The 19961-nt window shown below is 69.8% G+C and carries 21 protein-coding genes and 7 pseudogenes; 14 read left to right on the plus strand and 14 right to left on the minus strand.

Going from position 1 to position 19961, the window contains the following annotated elements; all coding sequences use genetic code 11:
* Positions 1-4 precede the first annotated feature (4 nt).
* The 6 genes and pseudogenes from IE263_RS13425 to IE263_RS13450 all read left to right on the plus strand — a co-directional run bounded on the left by IE263_RS13425 (position 5) and on the right by IE263_RS13450 (position 6204).
* Positions 5-1480, plus strand: coding sequence for a bifunctional aminoglycoside phosphotransferase/ATP-binding protein (locus IE263_RS13425; protein ID WP_189936286.1), 1476 nt, complete (start codon positions 5-7; stop codon positions 1478-1480).
* A 224-nt stretch (positions 1481-1704) separates the two neighbouring features.
* Positions 1705-2125 (plus strand): annotated as a pseudogene (locus tag IE263_RS13430) (zinc-binding dehydrogenase); the annotation flags it as partial.
* A gap of 245 nt (positions 2126-2370) precedes the next feature.
* On the plus strand, positions 2371-3240 hold the full coding sequence (locus tag IE263_RS48455; protein ID WP_229910985.1) for a transketolase C-terminal domain-containing protein: 870 nt from the start codon (positions 2371-2373) through the stop codon (positions 3238-3240).
* Positions 3241-3428: 188 nt separating this feature from the next.
* Entirely contained in the window at positions 3429-3848 is a 420-nt protein-coding gene (locus IE263_RS13440; protein WP_189935796.1) for a YciI family protein, read from the plus strand.
* Entirely contained in the window at positions 3845-4990 is a 1146-nt protein-coding gene (locus IE263_RS13445) for an RNA polymerase sigma factor (RefSeq protein ID WP_189935800.1), read from the plus strand. Before IE263_RS13440 ends, IE263_RS13445 begins: the two co-directional genes overlap by 4 nt.
* A 431-nt stretch (positions 4991-5421) precedes the next feature.
* Positions 5422-6204 (plus strand): DUF899 domain-containing protein, encoded by a 783-nt coding sequence (locus IE263_RS13450; protein ID WP_189935803.1) that lies wholly within the window; start codon positions 5422-5424, stop codon positions 6202-6204.
* A 164-nt stretch (positions 6205-6368) separates the two neighbouring features.
* Here the strand turns inward: IE263_RS13450 and IE263_RS13455 are convergent, their stop codons facing one another.
* The 8 genes and pseudogenes from IE263_RS13455 to IE263_RS13485 all read right to left on the minus strand — a co-directional run bounded on the left by IE263_RS13455 (position 6369) and on the right by IE263_RS13485 (position 12112).
* Entirely contained in the window at positions 6369-6743 is a 375-nt protein-coding gene (locus IE263_RS13455) for a maleylpyruvate isomerase N-terminal domain-containing protein (RefSeq protein ID WP_189935807.1), read from the minus strand.
* A gap of 42 nt (positions 6744-6785) precedes the next feature.
* Positions 6786-6995, minus strand: a complete 210-nt coding sequence (locus tag IE263_RS13460) for a hypothetical protein (RefSeq protein WP_189935810.1) — start codon at positions 6993-6995, stop codon at positions 6786-6788.
* Between the two features lie 9 nt (positions 6996-7004).
* Positions 7005-7396: pseudogene (locus IE263_RS48460) on the minus strand (hypothetical protein); the annotation flags it as partial.
* 368 nt (positions 7397-7764) lie between these two features.
* On the minus strand, positions 7765-8658 hold the full coding sequence (locus IE263_RS13465) for an amidohydrolase family protein (RefSeq protein WP_189935812.1): 894 nt from the start codon (positions 8656-8658) through the stop codon (positions 7765-7767).
* 396 nt (positions 8659-9054) lie between these two features.
* Positions 9055-9624: a DinB family protein gene (locus IE263_RS13470; RefSeq protein WP_189935817.1), complete on the minus strand. Its 570-nt coding sequence runs from the start codon at positions 9622-9624 to the stop codon at positions 9055-9057.
* A gap of 165 nt (positions 9625-9789) precedes the next feature.
* Positions 9790-10392, minus strand: coding sequence for a hypothetical protein (locus IE263_RS13475; RefSeq protein WP_189935821.1), 603 nt, complete (start codon positions 10390-10392; stop codon positions 9790-9792).
* Positions 10389-10664 carry a hypothetical protein gene (locus IE263_RS13480; RefSeq protein ID WP_189935824.1) on the minus strand — a complete coding sequence of 92 codons (276 nt, stop codon included), beginning with the start codon at positions 10662-10664 and terminating at the stop codon, positions 10389-10391. Before IE263_RS13480 ends, IE263_RS13475 begins: the two co-directional genes overlap by 4 nt.
* A 218-nt stretch (positions 10665-10882) precedes the next feature.
* The gene (locus IE263_RS13485; protein WP_189935834.1) at positions 10883-12112 is read right to left on the minus strand and encodes a PP2C family protein-serine/threonine phosphatase; all 1230 of its coding nucleotides are present in this window, start codon (positions 12110-12112) and stop codon (positions 10883-10885) included.
* Positions 12113-12724: 612 nt separating this feature from the next.
* Here IE263_RS13485 and IE263_RS13495 point away from each other — a divergent pair.
* Together IE263_RS13495 and IE263_RS13500 are read left to right on the plus strand one after the other, a co-directional pair.
* Complete coding sequence (locus tag IE263_RS13495) at positions 12725-13390, plus strand: maltokinase N-terminal cap-like domain-containing protein (RefSeq protein WP_189935836.1); 666 nt, start codon at positions 12725-12727, stop codon at positions 13388-13390.
* A gap of 76 nt (positions 13391-13466) precedes the next feature.
* The gene (locus tag IE263_RS13500) at positions 13467-13925 is read left to right on the plus strand and encodes a TIGR03618 family F420-dependent PPOX class oxidoreductase (protein ID WP_189935838.1); all 459 of its coding nucleotides are present in this window, start codon (positions 13467-13469) and stop codon (positions 13923-13925) included.
* On the opposite strand, the gene IE263_RS49990 is transcribed toward IE263_RS13500, so the two are convergent.
* Both IE263_RS49990 and IE263_RS13510 read right to left on the minus strand, forming a co-directional pair.
* Positions 13870-14166 carry a transposase gene (locus IE263_RS49990; protein ID WP_373311979.1) on the minus strand — a complete coding sequence of 99 codons (297 nt, stop codon included), beginning with the start codon at positions 14164-14166 and terminating at the stop codon, positions 13870-13872. The two genes, IE263_RS13500 and IE263_RS49990, sit on opposite strands and share 56 nt — an antisense overlap.
* A 274-nt stretch (positions 14167-14440) precedes the next feature.
* On the minus strand, positions 14441-15136 hold the full coding sequence (locus IE263_RS13510; protein ID WP_189935842.1) for a TetR/AcrR family transcriptional regulator: 696 nt from the start codon (positions 15134-15136) through the stop codon (positions 14441-14443).
* Positions 15137-15158: 22 nt separating this feature from the next.
* On the opposite strand from IE263_RS13510, the gene IE263_RS13515 reads away from it, so the two are divergent.
* The 3 genes from IE263_RS13515 to IE263_RS13525 all read left to right on the plus strand — a co-directional run bounded on the left by IE263_RS13515 (position 15159) and on the right by IE263_RS13525 (position 17340).
* On the plus strand, positions 15159-15689 hold the full coding sequence (locus IE263_RS13515) for an LLM class flavin-dependent oxidoreductase (protein ID WP_229910959.1): 531 nt from the start codon (positions 15159-15161) through the stop codon (positions 15687-15689).
* 331 nt (positions 15690-16020) lie between these two features.
* Positions 16021-16908 (plus strand): dioxygenase family protein, encoded by an 888-nt coding sequence (locus IE263_RS13520; RefSeq protein ID WP_189935846.1) that lies wholly within the window; start codon positions 16021-16023, stop codon positions 16906-16908.
* Between the two features lie 111 nt (positions 16909-17019).
* Complete coding sequence (locus IE263_RS13525) at positions 17020-17340, plus strand: nuclear transport factor 2 family protein (RefSeq protein ID WP_268256021.1); 321 nt, start codon at positions 17020-17022, stop codon at positions 17338-17340.
* A 357-nt stretch (positions 17341-17697) separates the two neighbouring features.
* On the opposite strand, the gene IE263_RS13530 is transcribed toward IE263_RS13525, so the two are convergent.
* From IE263_RS13530 to IE263_RS49730, 3 genes and pseudogenes are all read right to left on the minus strand, one after another.
* Positions 17698-17943, minus strand: coding sequence for a hypothetical protein (locus tag IE263_RS13530; RefSeq protein ID WP_189935852.1), 246 nt, complete (start codon positions 17941-17943; stop codon positions 17698-17700).
* Positions 17944-18088: 145 nt separating this feature from the next.
* Positions 18089-18271 (minus strand): annotated as a pseudogene (locus tag IE263_RS49995) (NAD(+)/NADH kinase); the annotation flags it as partial.
* Positions 18272-18454, minus strand: a pseudogene (locus IE263_RS49730) (NF041680 family putative transposase); the annotation flags it as partial.
* Here IE263_RS49730 and IE263_RS50000 point away from each other — a divergent pair.
* A pseudogene (locus tag IE263_RS50000) lies at positions 18454-18740 on the plus strand (transposase); the annotation flags it as partial. The pseudogenes IE263_RS49730 and IE263_RS50000 sit on opposite strands and share 1 nt — an antisense overlap.
* A 155-nt stretch (positions 18741-18895) precedes the next feature.
* On the opposite strand, the pseudogene IE263_RS48475 reads toward IE263_RS50000, so the two are convergent.
* Positions 18896-18982 (minus strand): annotated as a pseudogene (locus tag IE263_RS48475) (hypothetical protein); the annotation flags it as partial.
* A 227-nt stretch (positions 18983-19209) separates the two neighbouring features.
* Here IE263_RS48475 and IE263_RS13555 point away from each other — a divergent pair.
* Together IE263_RS13555 and IE263_RS13560 are read left to right on the plus strand one after the other, a co-directional pair.
* Positions 19210-19575 (plus strand): squamosa promoter-binding protein 15, encoded by a 366-nt coding sequence (locus IE263_RS13555; RefSeq protein ID WP_229910960.1) that lies wholly within the window; start codon positions 19210-19212, stop codon positions 19573-19575.
* A gap of 103 nt (positions 19576-19678) precedes the next feature.
* Positions 19679-19942: pseudogene (locus IE263_RS13560) on the plus strand (transposase); the annotation flags it as partial.
* Positions 19943-19961 lie beyond the last annotated feature (19 nt).

Genomic DNA, 19961 nt, shown 5'->3' on the forward strand with positions numbered 1-19961 from the left:
GGAGGTGTGCGAGACCCACACCGCAATCGTCTTCTTCGCCGGCGACCGAGCCTACAAACTCAAGAAGCCGGTGGATCTGGGATTCCTGGACTACACGACGGTGACGGCCCGCCGAGCCGCGTGCGAACGCGAAGTCGCTCTCAACCGCCGCTTCACCCCCGACGTCTATCTGGGTCTGGGGGAGATCCGAAGCCCCGACGCGCAGGCGCCCGAACCGCTCGTCGTGATGCGCCGGATGCCTGCGGACCGCCGCCTTTCCCATCTGGTACGGGAAGGGGTCACCGTCGACGACGTCCTGCGAGCCGTCGCCCGGCATCTCGCAGCGTGGCACGCGGACGCGCCCCGGAGCCGGGAGGTGGACGAGCAAGGCACGCGGGACGCCCTGTCCTCCCGCTGGGAGGCCGGCTTCCAGCAGGTACGCGCGTTGGCCGACGACGGCGTCGTGCCGGACGAGGTGGCGGAGGTGGAGCGGCTGGTACGCCGCTACCTCGCCGGCCGCAAGCGTCTGTTCGACTCCCGCATCGAGCAGGGACGGGTGGTCGACGGCCACGGCGATCTGCTCGCCGAGGACATCTTCTGCCTCGACGACGGGCCCCGCGTCCTGGACTGCCTGGAGTTCGACGACCACCTCCGCTACGTCGATGGCCTCGACGACGCCGCTTTCCTCGCTATGGATCTGGAACAGCTCGGCGCCCCTCAGGCCGCGGCGTACTTCCTAGCCCAGTACGGCGAGTACTCCGGCGACCCCGCACCGCCTTCCCTGTGGCACCACTACGTCGCCTACCGCGCGTTCGTCCGCGCCAAGGTCTCCTTGATCCAGGCACGCCAGGGCGCGCCTGGCTCGGAGACGGCGTCGCGGCGGCTGGTCTCGACGGCGCTGCGCCACCTGCGTACCTCCGCCATCGGTCTGACACTCGTCGGCGGGCTGCCGGGCAGTGGGAAGTCAACCCTTTCCGGAGCGCTGGCCGACCGGCTGGGGGTCACGCTGCTCAGCAGCGACCGCCTCCGCAAGGAGTTGGCGGGGATCCCGGCCGAGCAGTCCGCGGCGGCCGGCTACGGCGAGGGCCTGTACACGCCGGAGTGGACGGCCAGGACCTACGCCGCTCTGCTCGACCGTGCGTCCGCCTTGTTGTCCTCCGGCGAGTCCGTCGTCCTGGACGCCACCTGGTCTGATGCGGCACAGCGGGAAGCGGCTCTGCGCATGTCCGAACGCACCAGCGCCGATCTGGTGGCCCTGCACTGCCACGTGCCGGGTGACGTGTCAGCGACCCGCCTGAGCACGCGCGCTCCCGGAGCGTCCGACGCCGACCTCGGCATCGCCGCCGCGATGGCGGCCAGGGAACAGCCGTGGCCCGAGGCCGTCGCGGTCGACACCAGTGGCACGTTGGAGTCCGCGGTCGCCCAGGCGCTGGCTGCCGTACGGCCGTGGGGCACCGGCCAGGCACCGGTCTTCCGCCGCCCCTACATGGAGCCGGATTAGACGAGCGGGTGTCCCCGCTGGTGTTCGGGCCCGACCACTGGTTGCCGGGTCGCGCCACCAGGTTTCGCGGCGTGGCGCATTGCCTCATGGCTCGTCGCAGCACCTGTCCTGCCGCACCGCGGCGGCCTGGAACGTAAAGCCGGCGTGCTGCGCTCCGGCCGCCGCGCCCGGCGCCGCCGTCGCCCCGTGGATGAGCGCGCCACCCGCTTCATCGTCCCAGGCTCGCCCGGCTGGAAGCCGCCGCCCGTGTGGGGGCCGATGCCGCCGAACTACCGGGGACGATGATCGCCGATCTGTCCGAGGGACCGGGTGCCGACGTCGTCATCGAGGCATCGGGTGAACCGGAGGGCTTCGTCCTGTGCACCCGCGCCGTCCGTGCGGGAGGGCACATCGCCAACATCGGCACCCACGGCAGGCCCGCGACCCTCCATCTCGAATCCCTGGCGCAAGAACGTGACGATCAGCACCGGCCAGGTAGACACGTACTCCACACCGTGGCTGATGGAGCTGGTGAGGTTCGGCCGCCTGCACGTCTCACAACTGGTCACCCACGCATTCGGCCTCGATCGGGTGGAGGACGCCTACGAGGTGTTCTCCCACGGCACGACTTCCGGCGCGCTCAAGGTCGTACTGCACCGTGAGTAAAGGGCCCGGCCGACAGGAGTCCGAAAAGGCCGTCCGGTCCCCTGTCCTGGGCCGTCCAGCCCTGTAACTCGCCCACGAGCGGCAGTGCGATGGAAATGAGCCGAGGGGCCATGGGAGACACGGCGAAGCGGAGCGAGACCGCGCACCGTGCAATTCGGGCCCGCAAGAAGCGGGCGGCCCTCGGCTCCACATACGCCGACAGCGACCGCCGCCCGTCCCAAAAGGCCCGTGCCCATCCGGCGGAAATGCGGCCAGAGCCGTGCTCGGCGACCCCGGAGATCAGGGGACAGTGCCGGGAGGAGCCCCCATGCACTGGGAAACCGTCCACAAGGACACCGCACCGATCGTCCCACCCCGTCTCACCGACTACGACCGGAGGGGCTCCGCCTTCGCCTGGTCGCAGGCGCGCGCCGCGCTGGCCGGGCTGCCCGGCGGCGGGCTCAACATGGCGTACGAGGCCGTCGACCGGCACACGGCCTCTGACCACGCGGACAAGGTCGCGCTGCGCTGCATCGCCCGGGACGACTCGGTCTCGACCGTCACGTACGAGAAATTGGCCCGCCGCACGGCCCGCTTCGCGAACGCGCCCCGCCGAACCCGTAAACCTGGACCACGCCGCGATCCGCCGCCCCGGCACCGACATCTCCCCGATCACGTACGGCGGTTCACTGCCCAAGGCTCTCGCGGCGGCGGACGAACTGGCCGCCGAGGGCATCAGCGCCGAGGTGATCGACCTGCGCACGCTGCGTCCCCTGGACGACGCGGCCGTCACCGCTTCGGTGGCCCGAACGCATCGTGCGGTGGTCATCGACGAGGCATGGCGGACGGGAAGCCTCGCCGCCGAGGTGTCCGCGCGCATCGCCGAGAGTCGTTCTACGACCTGGACGCGCCCGTCGAGCGGGTGTGCAGCGCGGAGGTGCCCATGCCGTACGCCCGGCGGCTGGAGGAGGCCGCCCTGCCCCAGGTCGCCGACATCGTCGCGGCCGCCCACCGGGCGGTGGACTGATCATGGCCGAGTTCACCATGCCGCCCCTCGGCGCGGACATGGACGAGGGAACGCTCCTGCCGCAGCCCGCGCACACGAGTCCCCCACCACCAAGCGGCAAGCCTCTTGAAGAGGGAATGCCTCGCTCCGTCTCGCCCTCGCGCCACGCCGTGGACCCGGGCACCCCGAGACGGCTCACCCAGGCTCATCCACGAGAGCCCAAAAAAAACCGGACGGCGATGTCGAGAACCCGCATCCGGCTCCGTCCCCGGGATGAACGCGACCACAATGGGTCGCACGAGACCGAGGAGAACCACGATGGCCAAGTACCTGCTGCTCAAGCACTACCGCGGCGCCCCGGCTCCGGTCAACGACGTCCCCATGGACCAGTGGACGCCGGAGGAGATCTCGGCGCACGTGCAGTACATGAACGACTTCGCGGCCCGGCTCGAGAAGACCGGCGAGTTCGTCGGCGGTCAGGCGCTCGCCCCCGAGGGGGCGTGGGTCCGGTACGACGGTGAGGGCCGCCCGCCGGTCACCGACGGCCCGTTCGCGGAGACCAAGGACCTCATCGCCGGCTGGATGGTGATCGACGTCGACAGCTACGAGCGCGCCGTCGAGCTGGCCGGGGAACTGTCCGCCGCCCCCGGGGCGGGCGGAAAGCCGATCCACGAGTGGCTCGAGGTACGCCCGTTCCTGGCCGCGCAGCCCACCATCACGGAGTGCCCTCATCGATGAACGAGGCCCTGCTCAGGAGCCTCACGCCGAGCGTGCTCGCCATCCTCGTCCGCCGCGGAGCCGACTTCGCGGCGGCCGAGGACGCCGTGCAGGACGCGCTGGTCGAGGCGGTCCGCGTCTGGCCGGCCGACCCGCCGCGGGATGCGAAGGGCTGGCTGGTCACCGTGGCCTGGCGCAAGTTCCTCGACGCGACCCGCGCGGACACCGCCCGCCGCCGACGTGAGGACCTCGTCGAGGAGGAGCCGGCGCCCGGGCCCGTGCCCGCGGCGGACGACACGCTCCAGCTCTATTTCCTGTGCGCCCACCCGTCGCTGACGCCGTCGTCCGCCGTCGCGCTCACCCTGCGCGCCGTCGGCGGGCTCACCACCCGCCAGATCGCCCAGGCCTACCTTGTGCCCGAGGCGACCATGGCGCAGCGCATCAGCCGGGCCAAGCGCACCGTCTCCGGCGTGCGGTTCGACCAGCCCGGCGACGTCGCCACCGTGCTGCGCGTCCTCTACCTGGTCTTCAACGAGGGCTACTCCGGCGACGTCGACCTCGCCGCCGAGGCCATACGGCTCACCCGGCAGCTCGCGGCCGCGATCGACCACCCCGAGGTGGCGGGACTACTCGCCCTCATGCTGCTCCACCACGCCCGGCGCGCCGCCCGGACAGCGCCCGACGGCAGCCTGGTGCCGCTCGCCGAGCAGGACCGCGGCCGGTGGGACACCGGCTCGATCGCCGAGGGCGTCGAGATCCTGCAGGCGGCCCTCGCCCGCGACCGGCTGGGCGAGTTCCAGGCCCAGGCCGCCATCGCGGCACTCCACGCCGACGCGCCCACCGCCGAGGAGACCGACTGGGTGCAGATCGTCGAGTGGTACGACGAACTCACGCGCCTGACCGACAGCCCGGTCGTCCGGCTCAACCGCGCGGTGGCCGTCGGCGAGGCCGACGGACCGCGCGCCGGCCTGGCGGCGCTCGCGGCGCTGGACGCCTCACTGCCCCGCCACACCGCGGTGGCGGCGTACCTCCACGAGCGCGACGGCGACCTGGCGACGGCGGCACGGCTCTACGCCGAGGCGGCCCAGAAGGCACCCACTCTCGCCGAACGCGACCACCTGACGCGCCAGGCCGCCCGGCTCAACACCCGCCGGTGTCGCTGACGGGTCGTACTCGGCACGTCCTCGTAGTGAGCCCGGTACACGTCCGTGAACTGAGCCTCGGTGTCGATGGGCATGGCTTCCTTCCGTAGCGCCTGCCATTACATGTCCATCACCGGCACAAGTGCAACAGACCCAAGTACGCGAGCTCTCTGGCCCCTGTGGCTTCGAAGCCGGACCGGCTGATCAGCCGATTTGCGCGCTCAGGGGGGCAGCAGTCGGGACCTCGCGTCCTCAGCCTGCGCGGCAGGCCCGGACGAGCGAGCTCCCTTCCCAAACGGTTCAGAAACAGCCGCTGAACTTGATCTTCAAGGTCTGACCTCGGGGCGCCCCCTGCCGCGATGAGTTCCGGCCGGGTCGCGAGTCTGTTCTGGTGACCGTCGTAGGACGTCGTCGTACGACGCTGCCCGGCACGAGACACCACGGAGGACACCATGACGACCACGCCGGATGACCCGACCACCGCGCTGCCCGGCCGCCCGCCCGTCGTTGACCTGGCCACCTGGCAGGCCGCCCGTGACGAGCTTCTGGTCCGCGAGAAGGCCCACACCCGCGAGGGCGACGCCCTCGCCGCGGCACGCCGCCGGCTGCCGATGGTGGAGTTCGACGGGACGGTCGAGGTCGTCGGAGCCGACGGCCCGGTCCCGTTCCTGGACCTGTTCCAGGGCCGCGACGAGCTCGTGGTCTACAAGCACATGTGGTACGACGGCGCGCCGCACCAGGGGCAGTGCGAGGGCTGCACCACCACGGCCTGGCACCTGAAGGACGCCGTCTACCTCAACGCCCGCGGCGTCTCGTTCGCCGTCCTGACCACGGGCCGTTGGGACGAGGTGGCCGCCTACGTCGAGTTCATGGGCTACACCCAGCCCTGGTACTCGGTGCGCGACGTGGACGCGCCCGTCGGCGGCGACATGGGTTACCTCACCTGCTTCCTGCGCGACGGCGACCGCGTGTTCCTCACCTACTCCACGACGGGCCGTGGCAACGAGCGGGTCAACGGGTCCTTGGGCCTGCTCGACATGACGCCTTACGGCCGCGGCGAGGCGTGGGAGGACAACCCCGAGGGCTGGCCCGAGGGACGCAGCCCGTGCTGGTCCTGGCGCTCGGACGCGGACGGGAACGCAACCTGGGGCTCGACCAGCCGCCCCGTGCCGCAGTGGACCCGCCCCGGCGCGACCCCCGTGGAGACCCTCGGCCGGCACGGCCACCACCACTGACGCGCCTTCGTCGACGGCGTCGGCACGAGGTGTCAGGTGCCGGGCGGAACCTCCGGACGGTGCGAACGGCCCCCGCGCGCTTGGTCGGTGGGCGGTTCGCCAGGAAGGTGAAGGACTCCTGGTAGGAGAGGGGCTGTCCAGGCTTGCCGTGCGCCCGAGAGGGTCTAGAACACCGTGATCGGATCGATGGCCCGTTCGCGGCGGGCCAGGGTGCGGATCACCGGAAGGAAGCCGTGACGGGCCACGGCGATGCGGGTGAGGCAGGTGGTGACCGCGTCGGCGGCCTCGGCCGGCACCGACGGCGTGGGGGTCTCCAGGCTGACGGCTACGTCGTCGAGGTGGACAACGAGTTCCACGAGCCGGGTGAGCAGGCACTGGTCGAGTGGGAGTACGTGGGCGAACACGCTGACAGGCCTGTCGAGTGGCATGGCCGGCAACTGCTTTGCGAGGCGGGCGCGCGCAGCGTCAAACTCCTTGGCCAGAGCGGCAGATCCACCGGCCGCCTCCTGTTCGCTCACCTCGCGGATCCGACGCGGCACCGCACCGTCCAGATCCGGTTCCGGGCCGGCGCCCGCCAGGAATTACGCGACAGCATCAATCGATGTCCCGCCCGCCGGTGGCGGCTCGGCCAGCCACCGCTCGACGTTGAAGACCGCTCGGGCCAGATGCCCAGCCAGGCCACTGACCCGAAACTGGGCCAGCGCGCTCGGCCGCTCCCAACGCTCGGCCAGTACCGGCGAACGCAGCAGCCCGGACGCGACCTCAGCGGTGTTGAGAAAAGCGGAGATCACGCCGGAAGGCTAGCGTCCGGCCCGCTGCGTCGCCAGCCACTGATCGAGATCACCACGGCCCACCCGTCTGACTCCCCCGTGATCCGCCGGACAGGCCCTGATCCGGCGACGGTTCTTCGAACCTGGTGGGCGGCCGGGCCCGGGACAGGATGGTTTCGGTGCACCTGCCGGGGGGCCGGTCTTCGTGCGCAGGTTCCTGAACCCCTGCGGACGCGGGCGGGCGTCAGCTTGTTCGGCTCGGCTGGCTTCTCCCGGGGCCTGCGGAGGTCGGTGGCCAGCGGCCGGGCGAGCCGGAGCTGGGTATGGGCGGCGATCACCAGCCATGTCCACCGGTCGGCCGCCGCTGAGCTGCGAAGACGGGGCTTGGTCCACCCGAGCGTCTGCTTGAACAGGCGAGTGTGCGGCGTGACGCTGGGGGGCGTGCACTGGGAGTCGGGGCGGTGGGAGCCGGTTCGTCCTCCAGGGCAAAGGTGCCCGCAGGTCCGGCCTCCGGCCGCGGGAGGCGTTCCTGTTCGATGCGGGGCGAGCGGCTCGCTCTCAACCGTTCTTTGCTCAGTTGTTCTCCTTGAGGACGTATCCGGACGTGAGGTTGTCCTCGGTGCTGATGACATCCCTCGTAAGCTTCACACCGCCCCCCTCTCGCACCACGACCCGGCGGTCACCACGGCATATGCCCTGCTCGTGCCATGGTGGACAGGGGTGTCCAGGCCTGGGCCACGGGCAGAGCAGGACGTGCTTCAGGCGTTCCCTCCCCCGACAGCTTGCCTCTTCACAGTCCGAACAGCCCTGCCGCGTTGTCGTGGCACACCGCCCGCAGCCACTCCTCTCCAAGACCCAGCCGATCCAGGGCGTGGAGCTGGTGCACGTACGGATAGGGAATGTTGGGAAAGTCGGAGCCGAGCAGGATGCGGTCGCCGAGCCCGGCCAGCCGGGGCAGGGCCCGGCTGGGGAACGGCATGAACTCCTCGGTGAAGTCGGTGAACGCCATCGTCGTGTCCAGCCGCACCTCCCCGTACCGCTCGGCGAGGCCGAGAAACTCCTCGTACTCGGGCATCCCCATATGCGCGACGACCAGCCGCAGCCGGGGATGCCGCGCCAGCACCTGCGCGATCGGCTCGGGACCGGTGTGCTTGCCGGGCGCGGGCCCGGAGCCGCAGTGGATCACCACAGGAATTCCGGCCTCGGCCAGCAACCCCCATGCCTGCTCGAGGAGTTCGTCGGCCGGGTCGTACGCCCCCACCTGCACATGCGCCTTGAAGACGCGCGCGCCTGCCTCGACGGCCTCCCGGACGTATGCCTCGACGCCGGGCTCGGGGTAGAGGGTGGCGGTGTGCAGACAGTCGGGGGTGCGGCTGGCGAAGTCGGCCGCCCAGCCGTTCAGCCACCGGGCCATGCCCGGCTTGTGCGGGTAGAGCATCGCGGTGAAGGCCCGGACTCCGAACACCCGGAGCAGGGCCGTCCGTTCCGCCTCCTCCTTCCGGTAGGTGATCGGCCACTCCAGCCCACCGGTCATCGGTCCGAGCGCGTCGAAGTAGTCCCAGACTTTGCGCAGGACGCGCTCGGGCATGAAATGCGTGTGGACGTCGACCAGCCCGGGAAGACCGAGCCGGCCCCAGAAACGGCGTACCTCGCCGGCCTCCTCACCCACAGGCACGTCACTCATGGCCCCTCGCAATCCCGCGGCTGCGCTCGACCTTGGCGATCCACGCACAGTACGGGGGGGCCGTGGGCGGGGGTGGGTTCGACGGAACCGGCAGGGTCCACAGGTGTCATGCGGTGATCGTTCATGCCGCCCACGATCGGCTCTGGTGAGGTGGCCGGTCCACTCCTTTGCGCAGGGGATCCGTGAGGGATCCATCACCTCGCCCTCCGGCTGTGGGGAAGCCCGGCCCGGCGCATGGACGGCTTGCGAGTCAGCGGCTGACTGTCTCGACCTGTACGCCGTCGAGCCGGTCCACACCGTGCAGGTCTGGCTGGACTGTGAGGGCGTCGGAGCCGAATTGTCGTTCACCGCAATCCTGCATACGCCTCCGGCCGCGGATGTAACCCCCGGCCCTCATCACTGGCCCACCCGTCCGTCGATGCACTCGCGCAACAGGTCGGCGTGCCCGCAGTGACGGGCATACTCCTCGATCCTGTGCACCATCAGCTCCCGAACTGCGATCCCGTCCTTCCCCAGGCGCTCGCCCAGATCCGGGTGCTCGGCCAGCGCGGCGTCGGTAGCGGTCTGCTCGCGCTCCAGAGCGGAGTACGCCGCGTCGACCTCGGCCTGCTCGGCGACAGCTCCGTCGAAGTCCGCGTCACCCTCGCCGTACAGCTTCGGCAGCGGATCATCGTCGCTGATCCAGTTGCGCCAGTCCCGTTCCACCTCGGCGAGGTGCCGAAGCAGGCCGAGCAGCGACATCGTCGACGGCGCAACGGACCGACGGGCCAGTTGCTCCGCATCCAGGCCCTCGCACTTCATTCGTAGGGTCATGCGGTAGTTCGTCAGGAAGTCCTGCAGCGTCGCAAGCTCGCCGTCCGGGCTGACGCCTTCGCTGTTGCGGGGGTCGTCGTCCGGGTCAGCCCACATGTCGGGGTAGACGGTTGCCCTGCTCCATCGTGCGGGTTGGTCACTCATGCGTTCCATGTTCGTCTGTGCCGGCCCGGACTCGCCAGTGATTTGCGTCTTGACGCGGTACCAGGAGGAACGTGCGGAGACGGCTCACACGACCATGGTGGCGACCGTCCCCCCCACACGGCCCTGTGAGATCTGGTCATCGTGCGATGCGGTAGTAGCAGTCCGGCGACAGGGTCAGCGCGAACACCGTGCCGTACCGGCGGCGGATACCGCCCACGCTCGCTGCCGGGGGCTCGCACACGAACCGGTAGGCGTTCGCCGGTTGTTCGGGCTCGGGAAACGGCGAGCCCGGCTGATCCCAGTGAGGGTGTGTCCTGCATGGGCCAGTTCGCCGCTGTCCTCGTGGGCGATGTCGTGGGTGAAGGGGATACCGGACAGGGCCTGCTCCCCCGCGTCGAGGATCCGGGTGATGGTCTCGGCCGGCGGCAGCGGGGAACTGTAGTAAGCCGTCAGGCGCATCCAGCAGGACACCCGATAGGCGGGCCTCAGCGAAGTGAACAGATCCAAGCTGGCCGTACCGCGGGTGTAGTGGTCCTCGACGACCAGGAGACGCAACACCAGCGGCGTGCTCCCCGCATAGGCGTCGGCGATGGCACGCAGCCGGGCCTCGGCATCCTGCCGAGCCTGCCGGGCGGTGTCACTGGCTGCGAGGCGGCGGGCTCTGCGGCGGCTGGTCGAGCCAAGGAGTGTCCACACACGGGCGACGACATTGAGTGTGACGAGGAGCGGCCACGTCACAGCGCGCAGCACGAGGATCTTCACCGGGCGCCGGGTCAAGAGGACCGCTCCCTGGGCTGTGTGCCGGCGGGCATGAGCCTGGCTTGCAGGAGCGAGGCGCCGGTCGTGGCGGCGAACTGTACGGCCACCCACAGGACGGCCTCCCACGGGCCGGGGGTGGAGTCCACGAGGTGTCCTGTGGTCATCGTGGCCCACACGTGGGCGCTGATGATGATCGCTGAACGGTTGCCGCGGACTCCGGCCAGTCTGAGGCCGGCGAACGAGCTGATGGCCAGGGCGACATGGACGACGGCCAGCAGTGCCACAATCACCGCGGAAGCACGGATGACCGCGACGGTGAGGCTGCGGCGATGACCAGTTGTGCACCTGTCAGCCCGGGCAGTCGGAGGCCGGCCTTGTCGAGGTGGCCGGCCAGCATCGGGTTCTGTGCCGCCGCACGGGCCGACTACGACCGCAAACGCGCCGAGGGCCAGAACCACAAGCAAGCCGTCCACGCGTTCGCCTGCCGCGGAGCCAACGTCTTTGAGGCTCAGTCAAGAACCGCAAGGTGGTCGGCGGCGCCCCCGCGCCACTCGATCATGAAAAGGGTGGCGTCGTCACTGGTGCGCCCACCCCGTTCGTTCTTCAGCATGCGGGAGAGCCGGCGCAGATCCGCCCGCACCCCCTGTGAGGGTTCTTCCCCGAGGCGGTTGACGCAGCCGATGAGGCGTTCCTCGCCGAACAGCTCCCCGCCGGCGATGTGCTCCTCGATGATGCCGTCGGTGTAGTACAACAGCCGGTCGCCTCGATGGAGCGTGTGCTCTCTGATCCGGGGCGTCTCACCGCCGAAGCCGACGGGCAGCGTCGTTGCGCTCTCCAGCTGCCTGACGACCTGGCCGTCCCGGATCAGCAGCGGCGCGGGGTGGCCCGCGTTGACCAGCTCCATCTCCCCGGTGGCGATGTTCATGTGCATCAGCTGTGCCGTGACGAAGTGGTCGGGGCCGAACTGCCGGGAGATGGCGTCGTCCATGAAGGCGTACTTCTCGGCCAGGCCGATGAACACGCGCCGAGCATGCCGGTAGGCGCCGATGGCCACGGTCGCCATCGTGGCGGCGTCCAGGCCGTGGCCCATCGCGTCGATCAGGGCGACGTGCAGGATGTTGTCGTTGAGTGCGTAGTCGAAGCTGTCGCCGGCGACGCGGTAGGCGGGCTCCAGGATGCCGGCCACCTCGACCTGCGGCACGGACATCGACAGCGGCGGCAGCAGGGTCCACTGGATCTCTGCGGACACGCTCATCGGCTCCCGGCGCCGGGCCTGGAAGAACTGGTCGGTGTAGGCGTTCTTGGTGACCAGCAGGTCGGCGACCAGGCCGGCAAGCCGGCTCAGCAGCCTCCGGTCGTCCTCACCGACGGCGTCCAGGGTGAGGGCCATCACGCCCACCTGGTCGCTGCCGTCCAGCAGCGGCAGGTACATCCGGACGCCGCCGCGGGCCTGCGCCACCTCGACGACCTCCCCGCGCAGGAAGGACCGCCCGGCGGGGGAGTCGATCACCGGCTCGGGCTGGCTGACGTGCAGCTTCCTGCCCGGCAGCGGCACCAGCAGTTCCTGCGCGTAGTCCTGGAGCAGGATAGAGACGTCACGACCTCCTACCCTGCCCACCTCCTCCGCGACCAGCGGGGCGATCAGCTGCGGCGGCAAATACCGCGCCCTGTCCAGCAACAGGCCGAGCAGTCGCTCACCAAAACCCTCCGACCGGTCCTCCGGGATCTCCTCGCCCATGGCCCCGCTCGCCACCTCGTTCCTGCCCCTGTCCCGGTCACCGCCTCTGCACAACGTGACCTGGGAAGCACATCTGAACGGCTCATTACGCCATGCGCGGCATGTCGGCGCACGCTGTCCGCAGTTCGCTGCTTGTCCGGGATCGTCTCGCCTGGCGGGGTGATCAAGCTCTTGGAGTGCTGGACGAGCCGTTCGTAGTCCCGGCCATGCCGACGTGCGTGCAGGGTCCACGCCGGCGACCTCTCAACGGCCCACCGCAGGGGCAGGACGACGAGGAAGAGGACGTCTTTCGCGGCGGCGGAGTGGCGGTGGCGTCTTCGCCGGTGCCGACCCCGCCTTCCGCCCGGGCGCCGCCGCTCTTGACCAGACTTGTGCCTGGTGTGGGAACGGTCCGGTCCTCGTTGACGCAGCGACTGTCCGCCCGGACGCCGGTCACTTCGACGCCGGTGCTGTTTCGGCCCGCGAAGGATGAGGGGACGTCAGGAAGGCAGCCGGTGCCCCACCGCGCTTGTCGAGCTGCTGGATCTTGTCGGATCAAGAACCGCTCCGTCAGCGCCGCGCAGATGGGAAGGTGTGAAGGTCGTATCCGCTCAACGGAAGAGAACCCTCAGTATGGCCGTCATCCACCACACTGCTCTCAAGCCGACCAAGCTGGAACTGCTCACCTCCTGGCTGCCCTCCCGACCGTGGTACGTCGGCGGCGCGGGCGAACCAGAATTGGCCAAGGCCGGCGGCTTCCGGCTGGACGACCCGCAGGGTGAGGTCGGGATCGAGTTCATGGTGGTCACCGACACCTCCGGCACTGCCCCCGCCACCTACCTGGTGCCGCTCACCTATCGCGGCGCCCCGCTCGACGGGGCGGAGCACGCCCTCGTCGGCACCATGGAGCACGGAGTGCTGGGGCGACGCTGGGCCTACGACGGCTGCCACGACCCGGTGCTGGTTGCCCAGTTGCTGGCCCTGATCGAGGGCCGGGTCCAGGCCCAGGACCAAAACACCAGCGACATCCCCGACCGGGAGGTCACCCGCTCCTACATCGGTGACGGATTTACCCCCACGGACTTCACCACCAGTGCCACCGACGACCAAGAGGGCACTGAGCTGCCTGCTCCGCATGGCACGACACTCCGCTTGCACCGGGTCCTGCGCCCCGCCCCGGACAACGCGCCTCTCCTGCCACCGCAAGCGACTGGCCACGTCGCCGGCTCCTGGGACATGCCGGATGGCACTCGCTCGCGGGGGCTGTTCGCTGTCTTGCACACCGGGTCTCGCGGCTAGGGCCTGTTGCGAAAGAGGGCGTTGGGCTTATCGAGTCCAATGAAATAGCTGACCGGCAAGGGATGTTGATCACTTCATGAGTCAACGACCAGCGCCTCGCTCACTATCCGACGAAGCCCTCTCTACCTTGCTTGGCCAGCAGCAGTTCGGCACGCTCGCCACCATCAAGCGCAGCGGCCATCCCCACCTGACAACCATGGCGTACAGCTGGGACCCCGGAGCCCGCATTTTGCGGTTCTCGACCACGGCCGACCGGATCAAAGTCCAGCATCTGCGGCGCGATCCACGTGCGGCGCTGCACGTGTCGGGCGGCGACGTGTGGTCGTTTGCCGTCGCCGAAGGGCAGACCGTGGTCTCTGAGAGTACGACTGTTCCTGGGGACGCGGTCGGGCGGGAACTGCTCGGGATGATCCCGAAGGCCGGGAGGCCCAAGGACGAAGCCGCGTTCCTGGAGGAGCTGGTTGCCGAACGCCGGGTGGTCATCCGGCTGAATGTGGACCGGCTGTACGGCACGGTGCTCGACATCGACGGCTAGGACATATCGGGTCTGTGCTGGTCACAGCCACTCGTTGAGGACTGCGACCAGCACGGTCGCCTCGTAGCGGACGGCGAGCTTGTCGTACCCAACGTCGGAACAGGTCGTAGACGCAGTGCCAAGGGTCGTAGCGTTCCGGCACGTCGCGCCAGGGGGCGCCGGTGCGGGCCCGCCACCGTATGCCGTCTATCAGCTGCCGCCGCGTCCACACCGGCGGACGGCCCGGCCCCGCCCGAGAGATTCGGGCGGGGCCGCAGGGACGGGGCGGGGGCGAGGGTTACTTCTCGACGGTGCCGATGTTGGTGGACCGGTCGACGGCGACGCACTGGGTCTGCATGCCGCTGCCGTTGGTAGTGAGGACGGCGGCGATGCCGCGGCGGCGAGGGAAGTGGCGACGGAGTCGGCCCGTGGGGCTACGGCGCCATAGCCTGCGCGCGGGCGGAGCAGGGCGGTCGCCCGTTGTCGGCGGACGCCCGCCATGGCATGGACGCGTACCACGGGCCAAGGCCGCCACCCTAGGCGGTGCCCGGGCCGGTTCGTGAGAGGCGGACCATGGCGCGGTAGAGGGCAGTGGGCCTGGGGGCTTCGGGCAGCTCGGGGATCGGTGCGTCGGGGGCGGCGTAGGAGCGGATCATGTGGCCGACGAGGCGGCGCCAGGCGTCGGGGGCGTCATCACCGGCGGCGGCGATGACGCCGGCGTTGGCGATGAGCAGGATGACGACGTCCTGGTGGGTGAAGTCGTCGCGCAGGTGCCCGGTGTTCTTGGCGCGGGCGATGAGTTCGAGCAGCCGGTCGTACGCCTCGGCGCGGCGGGCCTCCAGGGTCTTGGCCGTGGGGAAGGCCATGGTGAGGACGTCGGCGAAGCCGCGGTCGGCGGCCTGCATGGCGCAGATGGCGTGGAGGTAGCCGGTGAAACCGTGCCAGGGGTCGGGATCGTCCAGGGCGGCGGTGACGGCGGCGGCGTAGGCGTCCATGCGTTCGGCGAAGACGGCGGCGACGAGGTCGTCCTTGGTGGGGAAGCGGCGGGAGAGGGTGGCTTGGCCGACGCCGGCCTCGCGGGCGATGGAGGCCATGGACACGCCGAGTCCGGCGCGGGCATAGAGGCTGCGGGCGGCGGCCAGGATGCGGCAGCGGTTGCGTTCGGCGTCGGCGCGCAGTCCCGCTCCGGGCTGCTGGTCCGAGGTGTCGCCGGGAACTGCGGAAGAAGTCATGCCCGCATTCTATCTAACTGGAATGGGTTCCCCAGTTCTGAGGCTGGGCACCGGGGGCAGCCCGGATTCGGTGTACCGCGCCGTCGAGCTCGGGTTGCCGATGTTCCTCGGCGTCCTGGGCGGCACCCCCGAGCACTGGGCGCGTTACGGGCACGCCTACCGCGACGCCTGGGACGAGGCCGGTCACCCCGCCGAGCAGGCCGCGATCGCGGTCGCCGTGCACGGGTTCGTCGCCGAGTTCGGCACCCAGGCCCGGTCGACGTATCTGGACTACGAGCACCGCATGATGGCCGAGGGCTCAGCCGAAGTGGGTCGTCCCGCCCCGTCCCGCGCCGACCGCGCCGCGGCCCTCGGACCCGACGGCATGGTCTTCGTCGGCAGCCCCGACGAGATCGCCGACCGCATCCTCCACCTGCACGGACTCCTCGGCCACACCCGCCAGATCCTTCAGATGGACGTCGGCGGTATGCCGCAGCGCGAATGCCTGCGCGCCATCGAACTCCTCGGCACGAAAGTCCTCCCCCAGATCCGCGCCGAACTGGCGAAACCATGAGCCGGCGCCGTCCCCGCCACGGCGGCCACCTGCTCTCTCGCGCTTTCCGCCATACGGTCGGCTCGGCGCGCCCCCGACCAGTTGCTGAGGCGTCTGCGGGCCCAGCGGACCCAGCGGTGCAACCCCAGGCCGACCGCCAACCAACCCGCCGGACTCCTCGCCACCGAAGTCGCCCCCGCCATCCGCAGGGAACCCGCCCCGCCGCCCGAAGTGACCGCGGCGTGATGACCTCCGCCACCGGCTTACGCGCCCGTGCCCCTCCGACTCCCCTCACCCCCCAGGCGCCTGCCCGCCCTCAGTGATCCCCCCCACCATGAAGGAGTAGACCGGAATGACCACGACCACCGATCCGTCCTACGTCGACCCGGCGCTGATCAACCCCCGCACGGTACGTCTCGTCGAGGCGTTCAAGGACGCGCTGGCCCGCCTCCGCGACGAGGAAGGGCTGACCTTCGACGACATCAACGCCGTCACCGAGCTGTTCCAGCAGCTCCAGAAGGCCACCGGCGCCCCCCTCGCGTTGGTCGCCATGCCCCTGTACGGCGAGCTCTTCCAGGGCGGCCGGGACGGCTACACCCCCTCCGAGGATGTCAAGAGCCCCACCGTCATCCCTGGCTCCCCGCGTATCGACAACCCTGGCGTCCTGCCGATGCGGCCGGACGAGCCCGGTGTCCCGCTGGTCGTGTCCGGCCGTGTTCTGGACGGGAACGGTCAGCCGCTTTCGGGCGCCAAGCTGGAGATCTACCACGCGGCCAACAACGGCAACTACTCCGGTCTGTACGACGACGGAGTGCCCAAGTACAACCTGCGTGGGCACCTGTTCACGGACGACGACGGCCGCTACGCCTTCACCACCGTCACCCCCGTCGCCTACGCCGATGCCTACGCCATGGAGATCGACAGCGTCGTCGAGGCCGCCGCGGCTCTCGGCCGCAGCCTCTACCGTCCGGCCCACATCCACTACGAGGTCCACCACCCCGACCTGGTCACCCCCTGGTTCGGGGAGATCTACTTCAAGGGGGACCCGGTCATCCCGGTCGACTTCGTGGGCTCGAAGCTGGCCCACCCCGCCCTGCAGGCGGACACCGCGTTGCACGAGGACCCCGAGGACATAGCCGGACACGGTTTCCAGGGCCCGTACCGCACGATGGAGTTCGACTTCGTCCTCAAGACCCGCACCAGCCCGGACACCATCACCCGGAAGGAGGAGAAGGCGTGACTCCCGAGGATGCCGCGGCCTGGTCGCTGGCCCGGCTGAACACGGCCTTCTTCCACCCCTACGACCGCCACGAGCACGACGAACTGCTCCAACTGTTCTGCCCCCGACGCCTTGTACGAGGTGCGTGGACGCAAGCTGCGCGGTCATGCCGAGATCCTGGACGTGCTCCACGCTCGTTCCGGTCCCGAGGTGACGGTCCGTCATCTCGTCACGAACCAGCACTTCCACAGCATCGGGGACAGAACCGCACAGGGCACCGTCTCCCTGATCGCCTACGGCGGACCCACCCCCGACGGCGAGGGCCCTGCCCTCTATCCGGCCGCGAACGCCGGACACCTCGTCGAACTGAACGACCACTACCGGCTCGACAACGGGCACTGGAAGATCGCCCACCGCACAGCCCACACGATCCTCGCCCCAGCCCCCGCCTGATCACCCTTACAGGGTCATCGTGTCTCGTCCGCGGGAACCGCCATGGCCGTTCCCGCCGACGAGCATCCGCCCGTCGGGGAAGAGCCGACCACCCGCGGCGGATCACCAAGTACCAGCAGTCCGGCGAAGCGACCCGTGCTGCCGCCGGTTCACCCAGTTCCACCCTGCGGTCCTTCGCCCGGCCTGCAGGTGAGGGGGTGTCAGAGTCCACCAGTCGCCCGGCGATTCGGCGTCGGCCAGGCCACGATCGACACCTGATTGCTGCCTCAGCAGGAACTGCCGCAGGACGATGAGCTGCTGCTGCATGAAGAGGAGCTCCCGCACGAGGAAGAACTTCCGCTCGACGACGAGCCACTGTCACAGGACGACGACGAACCGCTGCCGCACGAGGAACTGTTCGACGCGCCGTCGTACGAGGTGCCCCCCATGACGTACCAGGACGAGTCGCTGAACGACCCGCCACCGGCACTCCTCGCTGCTCCCGCGCTCCCCGGCGACCAGACCCTGTTGCCACGCCCGGCGCCACCACTGCCGACGCTGCCGACGGATGCCTGCCGGCCCAGATCCGCCCATGCCCGCCGCCAGGCCCGCCGGAGCATCCACGTGGACCAGGTGACGAGGCCCAGCACGGCCGCGCCCACCAGAACGAGCGTCATCAGCATGATCTCTCCCCCCGTAACCGCCGGGCCTTCGCACCGGCTGCTTTCGAGGGTGCCCGGAGGCATACCTGCTTCAAGCCTTCCTTGAGCAAGCCCAGAGGTTCAGCGAGCAGGCCGTAGGAATCCATACGCCCCGGCCGAACCGCTCGCAGCCGACGCGGCGCCGCGTACACACCGATCCAGTCGCCGGGGTCGAGGACGCCTCGCAGTTGTTCGTCGACGCTGACGGCGGCGCGCTCCGACCGCTTGAGCGCACGCAGCCCGACGGGTTCGAGTTCGCAGTCGTGGTCGATCCACGCGGAGCGGGTGGTCAGCCGGGGGTGGATGCGGGGCCAGGCCATCGCGCGGGCGGTCCCCTGTCGGTCGGTGACCTGCGCCCTGGCTGCGTCCGGCTTTCTCCGCGTCTCGGGCTTGTTGAAGCGGAACTCCTTGCGGCGCTTCGTGGCCACCCCACCAGCTCAATGGGATCCTGCGTCGTCTCGTGCGCGCGGCGAAGGTCGCAACGCCGAGCCGAGTGCATGCGTCTTGCACGCACAGAGCATCATGACCTTCGCCAACGTGGCCGCCGCCGGCCAAAACATCGGTGCCGGAAAGAAAATGGCGGGCCGCAAGCGCCATGTCGGCGTGGACACCCTGGGACTTCTGCTGGCCGTGTGGGTCACTGCCGCCAGCGTCTCCGACGACACCGGTGGCATCCACCTGCTGTCACAGATCGCCGTCACCAACCCGCCCGTCACCAGGCTCTTGAGCGGACCTTCGGCTGACTCATGCACCACCGCCGGCTCTCCCCTGACTACGAAGCACGTCACCGCGACGAGCTGGACCAGGCCAAACGTGGTGTGCGGTCCGGGTGTTACCTGCGCCGCTTGCACCCGGTAGCGTCCCGCCGCCATCTCGACCCGCAAGCATTCGTCCTCATGCGCCTCGTCCCCCGGCCAGGCTGAGTCCATCAGCACCACCGGGCCCGGCACGTCCCATGTCACCGTCTCCTCCCGGACGACGGACGCGAGAGCCGTATCGACGCTGCCGTCGACATCGCACGCCCTGTCGTACTGGTCGTTTCAGAATGGGATCCGCAGGCGGCGGAGGAGCTGACGCGGCATCTCCGGCTGCTTGAAGCCTCCTGCTCGGAAAGTGTTAGCGGGAAGCTGCCCGTTCCAGTACAACGATCGCTATGAGTTGGGTGGCGAACGTGATGATCTCGGTTGACATGGCCGACAACGCAAATGTGGAGGCATTGAGCGAGTGGTTGCGTACGGAAGCCCCTCGTCGTGCTCAACCGGAGACCCGTGGGGTGGGGTTCCTGAAGCTGCTCACCAGCGCTGAGTCCAACCAGTGGGGCGGCTGGAAGCAGCCCGAGTGCGAGGTGTGGGCGGGCGCCTTGAACCATGCCGATCTCGACGCCCTCAAACAGCGGGTGTTCGAGACGCCATGGCGAGAGCCGAACCTGGTCCAGCTCTTGATGATGGACCAGGAGGAAGGGTTCTTCCGCATGTGGATGATCCGCGGCAATGAACTGCGGCAGTTTGCACCGCTGGAGCCAAACGAAGAGGACGAGGGCTTCTACCTGAACTGATGAGCTGGGTCAGTGGCGTCACGCCGGCCGACTCACGGAGCGTTTCAGCCCGTGTTGCGCTGTGGGCCCGTGCTCGACGACCGTGATCGGCAGGGTGTCGGGGGTGCGTGCTGATCTTGTTCCTGACGACCTGTGGGAGCGGGTTGCTCCGCTGCTGCCACCTGCTCCCGAGCGGCGCCGCCGCCATCCGGGGCGGTTGCGCGTTCCCGACCGGGCAGCGCTCGCCGGCGTGATGTATGTGCTGCGGACCGGTGTGGCCTGGCGGGACGTTCCCGGGGAGACTGCGGGCTGCTCTGGAGTGACGGCCTGGCGCAGGCTGCGCGACTGGACAGAGGCCGGCACGGTCAGGTTCGCTGCGCGCTGGCCGCCAGAAGGCCGGGCGACAG

The sequence above is a fragment of the Streptomyces aurantiogriseus genome (assembly GCF_014649375.1).
In the GTDB taxonomy this organism is placed as follows: Bacteria; Actinomycetota; Actinomycetes; order Streptomycetales; family Streptomycetaceae; genus Streptomyces; species Streptomyces aurantiogriseus.

What these genes read in the sequence shown, in the direction of transcription:
- IE263_RS48455 (WP_229910985.1), top strand. Translation starts at nt 2,371, where the DNA reads ATGCGGCCAGAGCCGTGCTCGGCGACCCCGGAGATCAGGGGACAGTGC.
- IE263_RS13440 (WP_189935796.1), top strand. Translation starts at nt 3,429, where the DNA reads ATGGCCAAGTACCTGCTGCTCAAGCACTACCGCGGCGCCCCGGCTCCG.
- IE263_RS13445 (WP_189935800.1), top strand. Translation starts at nt 3,845, where the DNA reads ATGAACGAGGCCCTGCTCAGGAGCCTCACGCCGAGCGTGCTCGCCATC.
- IE263_RS13450 (WP_189935803.1), top strand. Translation starts at nt 5,422, where the DNA reads ATGACGACCACGCCGGATGACCCGACCACCGCGCTGCCCGGCCGCCCG.
- IE263_RS13465 (WP_189935812.1), bottom strand. Translation starts at nt 8,658, where the DNA reads ATGAGTGACGTGCCTGTGGGTGAGGAGGCCGGCGAGGTACGCCGTTTC.
- IE263_RS13470 (WP_189935817.1), bottom strand. Translation starts at nt 9,624, where the DNA reads ATGGAACGCATGAGTGACCAACCCGCACGATGGAGCAGGGCAACCGTC.
- IE263_RS13485 (WP_189935834.1), bottom strand. Translation starts at nt 12,112, where the DNA reads ATGGGCGAGGAGATCCCGGAGGACCGGTCGGAGGGTTTTGGTGAGCGA.
- IE263_RS13495 (WP_189935836.1), top strand. Translation starts at nt 12,725, where the DNA reads ATGGCCGTCATCCACCACACTGCTCTCAAGCCGACCAAGCTGGAACTG.
- IE263_RS13500 (WP_189935838.1), top strand. Translation starts at nt 13,467, where the DNA reads ATGAGTCAACGACCAGCGCCTCGCTCACTATCCGACGAAGCCCTCTCT.
- IE263_RS13510 (WP_189935842.1), bottom strand. Translation starts at nt 15,136, where the DNA reads ATGACTTCTTCCGCAGTTCCCGGCGACACCTCGGACCAGCAGCCCGGA.
- IE263_RS13515 (WP_229910959.1), top strand. Translation starts at nt 15,159, where the DNA reads ATGGGTTCCCCAGTTCTGAGGCTGGGCACCGGGGGCAGCCCGGATTCG.
- IE263_RS13520 (WP_189935846.1), top strand. Translation starts at nt 16,021, where the DNA reads ATGACCACGACCACCGATCCGTCCTACGTCGACCCGGCGCTGATCAAC.
- IE263_RS13555 (WP_229910960.1), top strand. Translation starts at nt 19,210, where the DNA reads ATGGCCGACAACGCAAATGTGGAGGCATTGAGCGAGTGGTTGCGTACG.